Raw genomic sequence first — 14,686 nt, forward strand, 5'->3', positions numbered from 1 at the left:
ACTTCTATTGACGTTCTTTTACCACAAAATATACTATTTTGGAGATGTTTATTGTGTACTTACCAACAGGAACATTATCAAAGCGATAAAAACCAAATTCATCTGTTACCCCAGATGCAACACGTTTACCATCAGCATTGATGAGTTCTACTTGTACTTCTGAGATTGGTTGATCTGCTGCATCGGTTATCTTTCCAGCTACGCCATATTCTTCTCTAACAGGGAAATCTAAGCGAGTCACAGCAGATCCTGCTACTTCTGCCACTATACTAGTTTTGATAGTAGAAAGTTCTACAGGTAATTTATCTGGATCGATTTCAACTACATATACACCTTCTGGTAAGTTACCAATAAAGAAATTACCAAAAGCATCAGTTTTAGTACCGCCTACTCTGTCGTTACGACTATCAACTACACGGATATTAGCTCCTTCTAAATTAAACTTTTTCTTCTCACCTTCAATTAATATTCTGCCTGCAATTCCGCCTTTTTCTTGCCCTAAACCATAATATCTAGATGGAGCAATACTACCTCCAGCAAAAGACAAATCTGATATTAAAGAAACTGTCAAACGATCATTTCCAAATGCGCCGATTTGATCTCCGATTCTAGAAGGAATAGCTTGATAATCAACCCTACCATATAAGCCTGGTAGCACCTGCATACCTGCACCAATTACTGGTCCTATTTCTCCATTACTGTAAGCTATTCCCATCCTCCAATTTAGACCACCAAAACGCCGAGAATAATGATTTAGTATTGCACTGTAAAGGGTAGATTGATCACCACCAAATTCACTACCAAGAGATAATTGATATTGTCGGTTAAAGTTATAATTAAAACTAGAGTTATAAATATCACCAAAAGAACTAAAAGCTAGTCTTGTAGAGCTAGTTGGATTATAGAAAGCATTAAATAAATATCGACCTTTATAATCAGGTCTACCTGATAAAGAAAACGCACGAAAAGGAAGTAAATTAAAAGTAGGTGAAATGTAATTAACAGAATCACTGTTATTTTGGAAGCTACGAGCTATAAACCCAAGATTAAAAGCATTGCTAAAACGATAATTCACTCGGAGACTGTGATTATAGCGATCGCGTGATTGGCTATTAGAGCTATAACCAGATGGAAATAACTGAGAATTACCCAGAATTTCTAATTGACCAAAATCTACATCTAAGTCTGTTGCATAACTAAATTTACCACGAGATGTACCCACACTACTGGTAAGAATAGCAGGTATTGCTGGTTGCCAAACAAAACCTGCTTGTGCTTGCAAATTATCAGGAACAAGCTGCAAAGCACTTTCAAAAGTAAAATTCCGAGAAAATCCCTGACGGAATTGGTAAAATCCGACTAGTTTACCAGCATCACTACCAAAATCATCAAAAAAAGCGTCTTGAACGACGTTACCGCTTAATCCCAACCCAGCTAACTGAACATTACCACCTGCTGGTAATAATAAATTAGAAGTATTTATTGATAGAGGACGAATTTCAATTGGTACACTCAGATTATTGCGATCATAAACTAACAATTCTATTTCATCATTACTACCAGTGGGTACATTCACATCTAGAAATTCATATGTGCCGTTTAACCCTACTTGTTGTTGAGCAATGACAATTCCACCTAATCGAAGTTGGACGAAACTTGCTGGTAATGCTTTACCTTTAAATGTTTGTAAAGGTTGAGAACGTCGTGGTAAAAGTTCAGAAGCATTGTAACTTTGATTAAAACGATCTGCGGGCAAATTAGTAATACCAATTTGCGCCCCAGTTAAGGTCATACTATTTAATAGAGGATGTAATCCAATTTGTTGGCGACCAATTTGATAACGAAGTTGATCTTGACGTTTATAAAAGAAGTATTCAGCCAGATTTGGCATATTTTTAAAATTGTTATTTAGGCGAACCCGCCATGCTCCTCCTGCTAATCTTCCACCTAAAAGAGTAGAGCTATAAAAGCTAGTATCTCCAGAGTTTTTATAAAGATATAATTCCTGTCTTAAGCTTGAGATTGTGCTACTAGGAGGTTTTATCTCTGGTTGTAATTCTATTTTTTCTTGTTGAGATACTTCGCCACTTTTCCGCCAAGGTAAATCAACAACTAATGCTAATTCTGCTGTATCAAAAGTAATTTTAGTCAATAATTTTTCTTGAACTAAGAAATCACTGATATAAGTTACACCATCTAATTGCCTGATATCACCAGGTGTTAAATCAATCACTCCCAAAGGTGTTTTTAGTTTTGTGATACCTCCAGTATTTTCAATAGTGAAATTAGCAATATCTGCAAAAGGTTTAAGAGGAACTAAAATAGTATTCCCATCTAGACGAATATCTATATTCCCAACTTCTTGACCATTGATAATCACACCTACTAAAACAATATTTCCTGCGGTTTTAATATAACCAGCTAAGGTACTTGTATTGTTATTTATAAGCTGATCATTATTTTTTTTATTTGTTTGAGAAGGCAACTCAGCAAGAGTAGGATATTTAAATTGCTTTTCAGCTACGGATTCGGAATGACAGCAAATAGTAATAATTGGTTGTGTAGTTGGTAAAGCTATATAAAACATAGTTGGCAAAACGGTTGCAATAATTTGGCAAGTTTATTCAGCAAATATTCACCGTCTAGATATTTCTAAACAGTAAATGAATGTAGACTTGCAATAAAATCAATTCAGTTTGAATCTCAATACTCTTGCAAAGTCAAAAGATTGAAGTTTGTAATAAGTTGCTTTGGTAGCATTCCAATTTTTTCAATATACCGCCCTTGGGTTTAAACCGTTAGCTAATAGCACAAGTAGTCTTCAGACGACTCAAATAAATCAAGTAGTCTGCTCTCAGCAGACTTGAGCTATTAGACTGCGATTGAAATCCTAGACGGATTTTTTAAATTTTTGGATATCCACTTTGTCCTTAATACGAACTTTTGATGGTGATTAATTTGATTGAGGTCGAATTTTAATTGTGCGAGAAGAATTATTAGAATTAGGCTGAGTGCGTGGCTGGGGAGTGGTAGCTGTTGATTGAGGAACAGTAAAGGGAATACCTTTATCAATTTGCACGCCATTTAATTCGCCATTAATATCCAAGACATAGTTTCCAGGAGCTAACTTATTTGGTAAACGTAATATAACTTGGCGTCTAGTATCAGGTAGCACAGGTTTTTTCGGTAGTGATCCACCAACCACTACACCATCAGGAAGCTTTGGTTTAGGTTTTTCTATTTCTGCGATCGCCTTGGTAGCATTTGCCCCAGGATATTTAGCAGCTTGCCAAATGGTATACTGACCATTCATCCTGACATAAGCATTCCCTTGACTAGAAATATCAAAACTCGCTGTCATCGGATTGGATTTAGTATTGACTGAAATATCATTGAGTTTAGCCACTCTTTGCACATTACCCACATACCCATACACCGCAACACCAAAACGCCCAACAACTTTTACTCCGACGTTTCCTCCCTGTTTTTTTGATGTGTCGTCACCAGAAGCTATCTCTTCTACAAAAATAAAAGCACGGTGTTCTCCTGGTTGTGTTTTAACACGGGGACGTACTGCAAATCTGACAGTTTGGGTTTTACCAGGAGCAAGAGTAAATTGCAATGGATTAACAATAATCCACTGAGCTAAAGACTGTTCTGAGGGTGGTACAGATTTGATTTGATTTTTTTCATCAAGTGTCCAACCCATCAAGTAAATTTTAAAAGTAGCTGGTTTAGAGTCTCTGTTAACTACTTTAAAAATTTGAGTAGTGGCTTTTTTTTGGTCAAGCTTTAACTCAAATCGGGGTGGACTTACACCAATAGATATTGCTGCTACTGGATTACAAACTAAACCGATAGCACTAACTGTTGCTAAAACACTACTCCAAAGTTTCTCCATTTCGCCTCACACCACTATTGATCTATGAATTACCAATAGAAATAATCTTTTTAGGGTTCCGTAATTGTTATTGTTAAAGTACCGGAATGCTCACCAGAAACTTTCAAATCAGATAAATTTAAAGTGAATATTGCTCCTCCTTCTACCAAAACTGTCTGGGTATCAGGATCAGTAGAAATGACTTTTGGCTGTATCTCAGTGATTGATACTGCGATTTTTGAATCTGTGTATGTCGGATGGTTGAGCTTGTCGCTTTCGTTATTACCTGAAACTAATTGATAATCGACTTGTAAATCATTTTCGCTACCACTTGCTACGTTGAATCGCCAAAGATTTTCAATAGTGCGGTTAATTTGAGTATTAAATATGGGATCTGGTAGTGGCTGTTCCAAACTACCGTTACGTACTACTCCCCCACTAGTGACTAGTCGTACGTTTGCACCATTAGGTAAAACTTCGCTAGAAACAATTGCTGGTAATTCAATGTCTTCTGCACATATTTGCGAACAATCTTCTAAAGGAGCAGCAAATACTGTTTCTATGTTGCTGATTTGATATAAGCAAAGCATCGCTGTTGCCATACCAATATATAATTGCCCTTGCATTCAATTTCTCTCTAGACGAAATTAAAAAGAGAGCCACGCAGCAGTTCAATACAGTCAAAACAAGCTTGATGCAGGATCATCTTGCTTTGAACTTGTAATAGATGCTACTTCGGCTCTCGAATTAGGTGAAGCGAGAGTTTTGCTCAACTTACGATTTACTCAGCAGTCGCTGTCACTGTCAAAATTCCACCTTCGTGGAGACCTGATTGAGTGGTGTCAGTAAAGTCTAGAGTAAAGTCTACATTGCCTTTAATAGCATTAGCATAATCTAGACCAGGTGCAGGGTCAGTTGCATTTGGACCAGTAGCTCTAACTGCTACTATAGATCCAGTAGTACTACCAGCGACTGCTAAATCAGTATCATCGTATGTTGCATTGTGGCTAATATTTCCATCAACACTACCTAGACCCCAGACTCTATAGACCTCGACACCGTTAACACTTATAGGTTGGGTTTTAAATGAGGGAAGAGCACCAGTTCCTAGCAATGTGTCAACAACCGATGTAGCAAGATCTACATTACCAGAAACAGTTTGAATCACGTCAGGAGTAGCATTCATTACTAAATCGTCAACATTAACGTCAAATGTCAAGTCGCTATATGTTTCTAAAAACAGAATATCTGGAACGCTAACCTTGATATTTACATTTGCATCTATGGCTTTGGCAGGTGCAGTAAACAAGCTACCAACAGCTACGGTTCCCAGGAAAAAAGCAATACCTAAAATTCTTTTCATCACACTTAATCAATTAAATCAATTAGTTTAGTTGTTGCAATTAGACTTTAACTGTCTCAGAAAACTAAATACATCAGGGTAAATACTAAAAACTTATTTGTAAGTTAAATATATTTACGTAAAAATACAGTAGCAAATATTACTAAATTTAGTGATTGGAATGTTCTAACGCACTGAAAATCAGGAGATGGTGCGTTGCGCTGCGCGACAACACACCCTATTGGCGTGGCAAGGCTAAAATAGTGCAATAGAAAAACTTCGTAGTAGACGCTGTCTTTACCAAAAAACTAAAAATCTAATGCAACATTTTAGCTGTGCCACGCCACTACAAAACTGGATTTGGAATATACACCTTAGCTTAGGTTGGCATGGGAATGACAAAATTAGCAATAAAATCATCAATTGTAATTATGTTGACAGGTACTCCCCGCAAAACTAACAGCCATTTATCTGGACTAGATGCCAAGCTGATGATGGTGTCGTTAGCGTTGTCCCCTGTGCCTTGGGTGATCATTAATTGAGCAAAAGACAAGCCATTTAACAATCCGATCTTGTCTTCGCCATCTGTGAAATCTGTAACAATATCATAGCCACTGCGTCCTGTGGCGATCGCAAACGTGTCTACACCACTACCGCCAACAAGAGTATCATTTCCATCGCCGCCATCAAGAATATCGTTACCGTCACCACCTCTAATTAGATCATTACCACTCTTACCTTGAACAGTGTCATTACCTCCTTGAGCGTTAATTGTGTCACTGGAGCCAGATAGACCTACATAATAGTTATCTGAGTCATTAAGGAATGTTACCCAATTACTTTGGTAATTTGTAGTAGATGTGCGATTAGTTGCATAGACATCAAAGTTATCCACTACTGCACTTTGCCCATTCAAGATGATATTGCCATAATCCGGTGCGCCGACAATGCCTCCTCTAAAGTTATTCAGGTTCTGCATCTGAAAATTTTTGAGAATCACACCAGTATCACTAATGCCCTCGAAGGTAATATATAGATCGCTACCAACCTGTTTAAGCAGCATATTCTGGACAGTAAAACCGTCTCCCTCAAATTTTAAAATATCGATTTCTGGATCAGTTGGATAATATATGTCTGTGCCAGATCCTCTAAAGTCAGTGATAGTGTCTATACCATCACCAAGACGGATGACGAAAGTATCTTGACCACCACCGCCAGTGAGTATGTCATTTCCCTTCTTACCTGTAATCAGATCGTTACCAGCAAGACCATTAATAGTATCAAAGAAATCAGTTCCTTCGAGTGTGTCATTACCACTTGTACCAGTGATGACGGGCGAAAAAGTCAGGTCATCTATAGATAAACCATGATCTGAACCAGAGTGATCAATATCTCTCCAGCGCAACCATATTTCTTGACCAGGAGCAAGTGTGACATTCAAAACTGCTTCCAGTAGAACACGGTTAGCAGGGTCGTTACCATTAAGGCTACTGTTGGAACTACCGCCATATTGAGGACTAGTAAAATCTAGAGCATTGTAATCAACCCATGCACCAGAAGTTAAATTAGTAGCATTGACTTGGTACTGGAAATCTATAGTTTGCGCTCCAGCAGTAGTTTTCCGCCACTGCTCGCCTACATAGCTAATGCTAAAGTTATCAATTGTCTTACCTGTATCGTTAACAAAGCGAACTCCCCAGATCAAACCTTTGGAAGTGGATGATCCGACAGAACCTAAAGCGCGATCGCTGTTATTGTTAACACCAAAACTATATAAACTACCAGTAGTTAAGCCACCATTAGATGCACGATAACTAGTAACTGTAACTCCATCTGTGTTAGCTGCATACCATCCATTAAGAGTACTGTCGTTAGTCCAAGTAGAATTAGAGGAAGTTAATTGAGTTAAAGTATTAAAGTTTTGAGAATAAACACTTTGAAGGCTAATTGCTCCCATAACAAAAATTTTTGATGTATTTTATACAAATTATGTAGAACACGGAGCGATCGCTTGGAATGAAAATTATCTAAAGTCATACCAAAACAATCGCCCTTAATGGCGATATTTTTCCCTGTATTTATAGGAAAATATTCTTTAGAGATTTTTAGATTTGCAAAAAAATCTATCATACCCTTATATCTAAAAATACCCATCATCACCGTAAAAATAACATTGTTAGAAAATTTTCTAACCAACTATGTTTCAAGCAACTCGTCGCCGTCTGGCTATTTGGTACACTACCGTTACAGCTTTACTACTACTAATATTTGCAATTGGTGTGTACTTGTATGTCCGCAATACTTTGGTGGAGCGAATTGACGATACCTTAAATCATGTGGTGGAAGTAGTCGAGCGATCGCTAGTAATTGAACCTGTGAACCCAAATACTAGTCAACGCCGGATTAACTTAGAAGCTAGTTTTCGTGACAACACCGATACTGTAGAAACTGTAGAAGACGATCACATAGATTTAGAATGGTTTAGTCCCACAGGAGAACTACTCTGGTCTACTCTTTCAGAACCTCTGGATATTCCAATTCATATCAACCGCACAGGTGAGACTGTACATGTAGTCAAGAAGAAAGAAAAACAGGGAGATACTATCAATTCCTACTCTCAATTTAATACAAAAGACTTAGAAATTTTGTTGCGTCAGGTAACTCAACGAGTAGAAGTCGGTAAGCAAGTCGTAGGATATCTGCGTGTAAGTCATCCTTGGTTTGAAGTCACAAAACCGAGCCGACAATTGATGCTTGATTTAGCGATCGGTATCTGGATGATGGTGCTTTCTGTGGGAGCAAGCGGCTGGTTTCTTTCTGGTAAAGCTATGGAACCAGTACACGAATCTTACCAACGCCTCAAGCAATTTACTGCTGATGCTTCTCATGAACTCAGAAGTCCGATCGCTTTAATTCAAACTAATGTACAAGTAGCTCTGGCTGATTTAGATGCTGTTGAGGTGAAAGACACCACTCTTTCCCACTATCGCCAACAATTAAAAGTAGTAGAACGACTCACTCAGCGCTTGGGTAAGCTAGTTAATGATTTACTTTTCCTCGCTCGACAAGATAGCGGTATCAGCACAGAAAATTTTTCTGCTTGTCCTCTGGATGCTTTGCTGATGGAAGTAGTAGAAGAACAACAACTGTTAGCTGCTGAAAAAGATATTACCCTCACTTTCAACTTAACTGATCCTCCAGAGACGGAAACTAACCCCGAAATCTTAGAGAATTGGTTCACACTCTCAGGTAACTGGAATCAATTAGTGCGATTATTGACAAATTTAATTAGTAATGCTTTACGCTACACTCCATCTTCTGGACGAGTAAATGTAGAATTAGCACGCATAGAAGCAACTAATCGTGTTTCCGGACTACGTTCTAGTTATCCACAGTTGCAAATTAAAGTCAGCGATACTGGTATAGGTATTCCCGCAGAAGCACTACCCCAGTTATTTAACCGCTTTTACCGAGTAGATCCAGCACGTACCCATCCAAATAAACATACTAAAACAGAAAATACCACTGGTTCCGGATTAGGACTCGCGATCGCCTTGGCAATTGTAGAAAAACATCAAGGTCAAATTCAAGTTGAAAGTACTGTTGGTAAAGGTACTAATGTCACTATCACTTTACCGATCAATCTGGAAAAATAAATAAAAATCATGATTGAACCACCAAGACACTAAGACACAAAGTTACCTAACTTCGGATTTCCTTTGTGTCTTAGTGTCTTTGCAGTTAATAACTTGCCACAATTATTTAAGCTGCAACAGCTTCTTGGTACGGAACAAAGGTTTTCTTGCTAGCGCCACAAATCGGACAATACCAATCTTCTGGTATAGCCTCAAAGGGTGTACCCGGTGCGATACCAGAATCAGGATCACCTTCTACGGGGTTGTATATCATTGAACATTGGCGACAGATCCATTTTTGGGTAGCAGGATCACCACTAGCTGCTTTGGGAGAGGTGCTGATTCCTTCTAGAGCTTGTAGTGCTTCCGTATATTGCCGAGCATGATGGTTCTCAATATGTGTTAGTAAGCCAAAATTATGAGCGGCTTTACGGAATATACTAGCGTGTTCGCGAGACTCGGCTTGTTGTGCTTCAAACTCAACGACTGCTTTACTATCTCGATCAGCACGGGCTTGTTCAGTAAAGCCTGGATACATAGTTGTATATTCGTAGGTTTCTCCTTCTATCGCTAATTCTAAACACCGAGATGCGATCGCTTTTTTTTGCTCTTCTGTTAGCGACGCCACATCACCCACTACCAACTCTGGATGCATTAACCGAAAATGGGCAAAAGCATGTTCTGTTTCCTGATTGGCTGTTTCTCGAAACAGCTTTGATAATTCGCTCATCCCTAATTGGCGAGTCACTTCGGCAAAGAAAAGATACTTGCGATTCGCCATTGATTCCCCTGCAAAGGCTTCACCCAGGTTGTTCGCAGTGTTGGAGTTCGATAAATCCATAGGTTCCCTCTTGTGAATCCACTTTTTCGGCTGCTATTGAAATAGCAATTGTTTGATTAAGTCATACTCGTAATGAATATGAATATAGCATAAAATATGAACTCATTACGAGTATGAGAAAATTAGGTAACGTTCTGCTTCGTATGTTCCAGTCCAGCCAAGACAAATCCAAAGCTGGGTAAACGTTCAGCGAAGATTTTGCCCATACCAGGTGCTGATGGTAATGTCCAGTCTTTTTGTAATTCTGCTGCCACAGCTATAGTGTTAACACACTTGACTCCGGCTTGAGTCATACGAGCGATCGCAGCACGTTGGGCTGTTTCATTCCACGTACCGGAAGCGTCGATAACTGCGTAAACGTCATAGCCTGCACCAACGGCGGAAATTGCTGGGAATGCCAAACAAACATCGGTAGTGACGCCTGCCATAATCAGTTTTTGGCGACCTGTTTTTTCAACGGCTGCAACAAAGTTTGGGTCATTCCAAGCGTTAATGATCACCCGATCAATTATAGGAGAATCAGGCAGTTTCTCAATCAACTCAGGAAACAGTGGCCCATTTGGCCCGTTGGGATTGCTGGTTGTCAAGATTGTTGGCAAGTTAAATAATTCTGCCACTTCAGCTAGATAGAGGGCATTGTTTTTAAGGTTTACTGGGTCAATATCGCTGATACCAAACAACAGAGTTCCTACTTGATGATCAATTAGCAACATTGCTGCATTGTCTGGTGTGAGTTGTTCGTAAAAACAAGAAGCAGCTGGACGTTCTGTAGTCATAAAACCTTTATTCCTGCGTGGATAAAACTTTTTGGGAGATTAATATTGATGGCGAATCTATGCGATCGCATTGCAGAGAAATAATTCTCAAAAATATGACTCTTCTTACACCCTTACACCCCTACACCCTTTTTTAAGTCAGGTTAAGTCGGCGGGAATAAACAAACTTAAAACCCTTACCAATGACCAATGACATAGACGCGCCTTCTTCGGCTTCAAGGTAGAGTATGACAAATGACGATCCCAAGGAGTTAGCTTTATTTGTGCCAACTTACTTACACTTCTAAGAATGGATAGTTTGTGTAACCTTTTTCCAAATCTTTGTCGCCTATACCGTAAAAGGTTTTCACCTCTGGTGTATTCAAGCCAGCATCTATTTGAAAACGTTGGGGTAAATCTGGATTTGCAATGAACAGCCTAGCATAGGAAACCAAGTCAGCTTCACCAGAAGATAAAACTTGATTACCTTTTTGCTTGTCGTAGCCACCATTAGTAATGATTGTACCTATGTAAAGCGGGCGAAAAATCGGTAGCACAGGATTAAGAACTTCACGATTGGCTAAATCGGTTTCATTTGGTTCCATGAGGTGAATGTAAGCCAGGTTAAAGTCATTGAGTCTAGCGATCGCATAGCTGAAAGTCTCTTGAGGATTTGAGTCTTTCATCCCGTAAAATGTGTTACTGGGTGAAAGCTTGATCCCAACAAGATTTCCTCCCCAGACATTAGTAACGGCTGTGACGACTTCTAGTAAAAAGCGAGTACGATTTTCAATGGAACCGCCGTACTCATCGTGACGCTGATTTGAGCCATCCTGAAGGAATTGATCAATTAAATAACCAAACGCCCCATGCAACTCCACACCATCAAATCCTGCCGTCATGGCATTTTCTGCACCTTGGCGAAACTGTTCAACAATTTGAGGAATTTCCTTAGTTTCTAAGGCGCGGGGTGTTTCAAGATTAACTTTACCTATGGGTGTGTGGAGTGTTCCGGCTGCTGCGATCGCGCTTGGTGCAATAGGTAATTCTCCATTCAGTAAGGCAGAGTGAGCCACACGTCCACTATGCCACAGTTGCAAAAAAATCTTGCCTCCTTGAGCATGAACTGCTTCTGTTACCTGTTTCCACCCCTCTATCTGCTCTTGCGAGTAAATTCCTGGACAATTCATGTATCCGTTACTTAGGGGAGAAACCATCGTGCATTCACTAACAATTAATCCAGCTGATGCACGTTGAGCATAATAAGTTGCCATTAGTTCATTGGGAAGAGAACCAACTGCCCGTAGACGTGTCATTGGTGCCATGACGATGCGATTTGTTAGGGTATAAGGCCCTAGCTTAACGGGCGAGAACAAATTAGTGAGTGAATCCACAGTTTGCATATTCTAGCCTTCAACAATAAGTTAACATCACAGTTCAAAAATCAGGCAGCGATCGCCTGCTTCATTCCACTAGAAGCATAAGTAATAATTGATACTTTTGACTTATGATTTGATTTAGTGGCTTCTACTCGTTGTATATACAGAACAACAGCATCGTTTGTCTTTCCTCTTCTTGCTAAAAATATTCTAATCTTGCAAACAACTGTTGCTAAAAAAGCAGAAAGTAGTATAATTAATTTAATTAGTTGGCTAAATATTGTTTTATGTCCTCCCAACCGATGCAAGAAACCATTGGCTATCAGATGGTTTTGGTTTCTAAAGCACATCGTAATTTAGTGAGTACAGCTCTTGCTGAACTAGGACTTTACCTTGGGCAAGAAATTTTACTAATGCATCTGTGGGAGAAAGACGGGTTAACTCAATCTGAGTTAACCGAACGTCTGAAAATAGAACCGCCGACGTTAACGAAAATGCTCAACCGGATGGAAAAATGTGGGTTATTGCAGCGTTGCCGATGTAGCGAAGATGCTCGTTCCTATCGAGTCTATTTGACGGAGGCAGGGCAGGCATTACAACAACCAGTTCATCAGCTTTGGCATGAAGTTGAGAAGCGGATATTGACTAATTTGACTTTTGAGGAACGGCTTTTGTTTCGTCGATTGTTAATGCAAGTCCGCAGTAATTTAACTTGAATTTCTAGTTATTTTTTGTGTTTTTATTTAGCTGGCTAAACATTTTTTGAGCTATTGCAAATGTTCCAACAATCTTCATTAACTGCACACATAACATAGACATGAATATTTGATTTTCCTTTTTTTATGCCTTCTTTTTCCAATCAACAGTAAATTAGTATGAATTTGCAAACACTGGAAAGTTTGCCGCTAGAACTACGGCATTTGATTGTACATCGTGATCTAGAAGCACAAGAAAACCTTTTTCAACAGGGTGATGAAGCAACGGCCTTTTATGTTGTGGAAACAGGACGCCTGAAACTAGTGCGATATAGCAGTAATGGTAAAGAAGTCACATTTCCAATTGCTAGAGCGGGAGAGATCATCGCTGAGATTGCCCTGTTTTCAAACACTTATCCTTGTGCTGTCGTCGCAGAGGTAGCTTCGCGAGTAATCGTCTACCCCAAGCAAGCTATTCTATCCGCACTACGTGACAATTCTGACCTAGCCGAAGATTTTATGGCGATGTTAGTACGGAAAATTCATGATTTGAAAGTTCGCTTGGAGTTGCGAGATATTCGCGCAGCTCACGAACGAGTGTTGAGATACTTGCGATACATGGCACAACTAGATGAGCAGACAACTGTTACCTTTGATCGTCCCCTCAAAGATATTGCGCTTGATCTGGGTTTGACACCCGAAACTCTTTCTCGTGCTTTGACTCGGTTAGAACGAGAGGGCATGATTACACGTACAAAGCTACAAATTAAACTATAAAACTTACCAACCGCTTGATCGCAATCAAGGAAATAAAAATAAAAAGATTATAATTTAGTAAAAGTTTACGTAAAACTAGTAGAGTCTTTAATTTTGTTAATAAATAAAGGGTAGGCGTGACAGATATAAACTCTAGCTTCAAGCTCTTAGGCTCTGCCTCTGTGAGAAACCTCCTGCATCCAATCCTCTTAGAGGGCGTAATATGCTTAATTACTGCGAAGAATTAACTGAGCAAAAGCCTTTACTTATTGATTTCCAACAAGAGGGTGCTTCTAATCAACTCTTTACTAATCCACCACTTCTGACCAGTTACTATTCTGGGTGGAGCAATCTTTACTTTGAGCATCACTATCAGCCTGGTTATGAGACTCCAGAACATCGCCTAACGATGCACGCTATTACTACTACTTTTTGTTCTACTCCTTCTGAACGATGGTTAGATGGATACAGACAAACTGAATACCAGACTGTAGGCACAACAGCCATTATTCCTGCTGGTACACTCCATCGTTGTTTGTGGGAAGAAGATGTTCAGTTTATGTTTGTGGCAATTGAACCTAAACTGCTATTGAGTTTAGGTGCAGAAGTGGATGCACCTGAAGACATAGAATTAATTCCGCAGTTTGCGACTAAACGAGATCCGCTCATCCAAGGTATTTTGTTATCTCTTCAAGAAGAACTTAACTCGAATATTCAAGTTAATAATTTATATGTTGAGCAGTTAAAAACAACATTAGTTATTCATTTGTTAAAGAAGTATTGCGTTAAGAAACCTGTACTTACAAATCATGACGATGGATTGCCTAAATACAAGCTACGAAAAATACTAGAGTATATTCATGCTCATCTCAATCAAGATATTACACTGGCTGATTTAGCTGGATCTGTGGGAATGAGCCAATATTATTTTGTCCGTCTGTTTAAACAATCAATGGGTATAGCTCCTTATCAGTATGTGATTCATCAACGAGTAGAAAGGGCAAAGCTATTGTTAAAGCAAGGCAAAGTGACCATCACTGATATAGCTTTGCAGTGTGGTTTTGCCAACCAAAGTCACTTTACCAAGCACTTTCGCCAAATTACAGGAATTACACCCAAAGCTTATCAGCAGCTTTAGTTGGAAATAGGGAATCGAGAATCAGGGATCGGGTATTGGGAAGAGACTTGTTAAATAATTCTCCCTTGTCCCCCTTATCCCCTTTGTTCCTCTTGTCCCCCAGGGTGGTTTCATACGAAAAAAGAAAAATATGGAAGTCTGTATTTCTCGTTTTGAAGCATAGATTTTTACCCCTCTCCAAACCTCTCCCCTTATTAAGGGGAGAGGCTTTAACAATACCTTCGCCAAAATAAAGAGGGCTTTCCGTAGTAGAGTTATTGTTTAC

At 39.2% G+C, this 14,686-nt stretch carries 13 protein-coding genes and 1 pseudogene; 4 read left to right on the top strand and 10 right to left on the bottom strand.

From position 1 onward, the window contains the following. Nucleotides 1-4: 4 nt before the first annotated feature. From AC5JMK_RS05045 to AC5JMK_RS05065, 5 genes are all read right to left on the bottom strand, one after another. Nucleotides 5-2,587, bottom strand: a complete 2,583-nt coding sequence (locus AC5JMK_RS05045; RefSeq protein WP_495909523.1) for a carboxypeptidase regulatory-like domain-containing protein — start codon at nucleotides 2,585-2,587, stop codon at nucleotides 5-7. Nucleotides 2,588-2,953: 366 nt separating this feature from the next. Further along, on the bottom strand, nucleotides 2,954-3,901 hold the full coding sequence (locus AC5JMK_RS05050) for a fimbrial biogenesis chaperone (RefSeq protein ID WP_495909524.1): 948 nt from the start codon (nucleotides 3,899-3,901) through the stop codon (nucleotides 2,954-2,956). A gap of 50 nt (nucleotides 3,902-3,951) precedes the next feature. Beyond that, nucleotides 3,952-4,506, bottom strand: coding sequence for a hypothetical protein (locus tag AC5JMK_RS05055; RefSeq protein ID WP_096673039.1), 555 nt, complete (start codon nucleotides 4,504-4,506; stop codon nucleotides 3,952-3,954). A 155-nt stretch (nucleotides 4,507-4,661) separates the two neighbouring features. Then, nucleotides 4,662-5,243, bottom strand: coding sequence for a hypothetical protein (locus AC5JMK_RS05060; RefSeq protein WP_096673037.1), 582 nt, complete (start codon nucleotides 5,241-5,243; stop codon nucleotides 4,662-4,664). Between the two features lie 358 nt (nucleotides 5,244-5,601). Next, a complete protein-coding gene (locus tag AC5JMK_RS05065) occupies nucleotides 5,602-7,179 on the bottom strand; it encodes a calcium-binding protein (RefSeq protein WP_096673035.1) in 1,578 nt (525 codons plus the stop codon). Nucleotides 7,180-7,420: 241 nt separating this feature from the next. Here AC5JMK_RS05065 and AC5JMK_RS05070 point away from each other — a divergent pair, with 241 nt between their 5' ends. Then, entirely contained in the window at nucleotides 7,421-8,878 is a 1,458-nt protein-coding gene (locus tag AC5JMK_RS05070; protein WP_096673031.1) for a sensor histidine kinase, read from the top strand. A 106-nt stretch (nucleotides 8,879-8,984) separates the two neighbouring features. Here AC5JMK_RS05070 and AC5JMK_RS05075 read toward each other — a convergent pair whose 3' ends face one another. The 4 genes from AC5JMK_RS05075 to AC5JMK_RS05090 all read right to left on the bottom strand — a co-directional run bounded on the left by AC5JMK_RS05075 (nucleotide 8,985) and on the right by AC5JMK_RS05090 (nucleotide 12,182). Continuing rightward, entirely contained in the window at nucleotides 8,985-9,698 is a 714-nt protein-coding gene (locus tag AC5JMK_RS05075) for a rubrerythrin family protein (RefSeq protein ID WP_096673029.1), read from the bottom strand. Nucleotides 9,699-9,820: 122 nt separating this feature from the next. Next, complete coding sequence (locus AC5JMK_RS05080) at nucleotides 9,821-10,474, bottom strand: hydrolase (RefSeq protein ID WP_096673027.1); 654 nt, start codon at nucleotides 10,472-10,474, stop codon at nucleotides 9,821-9,823. A gap of 275 nt (nucleotides 10,475-10,749) precedes the next feature. Next, on the bottom strand, nucleotides 10,750-11,856 hold the full coding sequence (locus tag AC5JMK_RS05085) for an alkene reductase (RefSeq protein WP_495909525.1): 1,107 nt from the start codon (nucleotides 11,854-11,856) through the stop codon (nucleotides 10,750-10,752). Between the two features lie 41 nt (nucleotides 11,857-11,897). Beyond that, nucleotides 11,898-12,182 carry a hypothetical protein gene (locus tag AC5JMK_RS05090; protein WP_495909526.1) on the bottom strand — a complete coding sequence of 95 codons (285 nt, stop codon included), beginning with the start codon at nucleotides 12,180-12,182 and terminating at the stop codon, nucleotides 11,898-11,900. Between AC5JMK_RS05090 and AC5JMK_RS05095 the strand changes: the two genes are divergently transcribed. From AC5JMK_RS05095 to AC5JMK_RS05105, 3 genes are all read left to right on the top strand, one after another. Further along, nucleotides 12,120-12,548 carry a MarR family winged helix-turn-helix transcriptional regulator gene (locus AC5JMK_RS05095; protein ID WP_096673020.1) on the top strand — a complete coding sequence of 143 codons (429 nt, stop codon included), beginning with the start codon at nucleotides 12,120-12,122 and terminating at the stop codon, nucleotides 12,546-12,548. The two genes, AC5JMK_RS05090 and AC5JMK_RS05095, sit on opposite strands and share 63 nt — an antisense overlap. Before the next feature lie 159 nt (nucleotides 12,549-12,707). Continuing rightward, nucleotides 12,708-13,304: a Crp/Fnr family transcriptional regulator gene (locus tag AC5JMK_RS05100; protein WP_096673018.1), complete on the top strand. Its 597-nt coding sequence runs from the start codon at nucleotides 12,708-12,710 to the stop codon at nucleotides 13,302-13,304. A 202-nt stretch (nucleotides 13,305-13,506) separates the two neighbouring features. Then, entirely contained in the window at nucleotides 13,507-14,421 is a 915-nt protein-coding gene (locus AC5JMK_RS05105; RefSeq protein WP_096673016.1) for an AraC family transcriptional regulator, read from the top strand. Here the strand turns inward: AC5JMK_RS05105 and AC5JMK_RS05110 are convergent. Beyond that, nucleotides 14,393-14,686 (bottom strand): annotated as a pseudogene (locus AC5JMK_RS05110) (hypothetical protein); the annotation flags it as partial. The gene AC5JMK_RS05105 and the pseudogene AC5JMK_RS05110 overlap by 29 nt on opposite strands.

The sequence above is a fragment of the Pelatocladus sp. genome (genome assembly GCF_059505505.1).

Coding starts and splice junctions, on each gene's coding strand:
- AC5JMK_RS05045 (WP_495909523.1), bottom strand. CDS start 2,587: ATGTTTTATATAGCTTTACCAACTACACAACCAATTATTACTATTTGC.
- AC5JMK_RS05050 (WP_495909524.1), bottom strand. CDS start 3,901: ATGGAGAAACTTTGGAGTAGTGTTTTAGCAACAGTTAGTGCTATCGGT.
- AC5JMK_RS05055 (WP_096673039.1), bottom strand. CDS start 4,506: ATGCAAGGGCAATTATATATTGGTATGGCAACAGCGATGCTTTGCTTA.
- AC5JMK_RS05060 (WP_096673037.1), bottom strand. CDS start 5,243: ATGAAAAGAATTTTAGGTATTGCTTTTTTCCTGGGAACCGTAGCTGTT.
- AC5JMK_RS05065 (WP_096673035.1), bottom strand. CDS start 7,179: ATGGGAGCAATTAGCCTTCAAAGTGTTTATTCTCAAAACTTTAATACT.
- AC5JMK_RS05070 (WP_096673031.1), top strand. CDS start 7,421: ATGTTTCAAGCAACTCGTCGCCGTCTGGCTATTTGGTACACTACCGTT.
- AC5JMK_RS05075 (WP_096673029.1), bottom strand. CDS start 9,698: ATGGATTTATCGAACTCCAACACTGCGAACAACCTGGGTGAAGCCTTT.
- AC5JMK_RS05080 (WP_096673027.1), bottom strand. CDS start 10,474: ATGACTACAGAACGTCCAGCTGCTTCTTGTTTTTACGAACAACTCACA.
- AC5JMK_RS05085 (WP_495909525.1), bottom strand. CDS start 11,856: ATGCAAACTGTGGATTCACTCACTAATTTGTTCTCGCCCGTTAAGCTA.
- AC5JMK_RS05095 (WP_096673020.1), top strand. CDS start 12,120: ATGTCCTCCCAACCGATGCAAGAAACCATTGGCTATCAGATGGTTTTG.
- AC5JMK_RS05090 (WP_495909526.1), bottom strand. CDS start 12,182: ATGTGCTTTAGAAACCAAAACCATCTGATAGCCAATGGTTTCTTGCAT.
- AC5JMK_RS05100 (WP_096673018.1), top strand. CDS start 12,708: ATGAATTTGCAAACACTGGAAAGTTTGCCGCTAGAACTACGGCATTTG.
- AC5JMK_RS05105 (WP_096673016.1), top strand. CDS start 13,507: ATGCTTAATTACTGCGAAGAATTAACTGAGCAAAAGCCTTTACTTATT.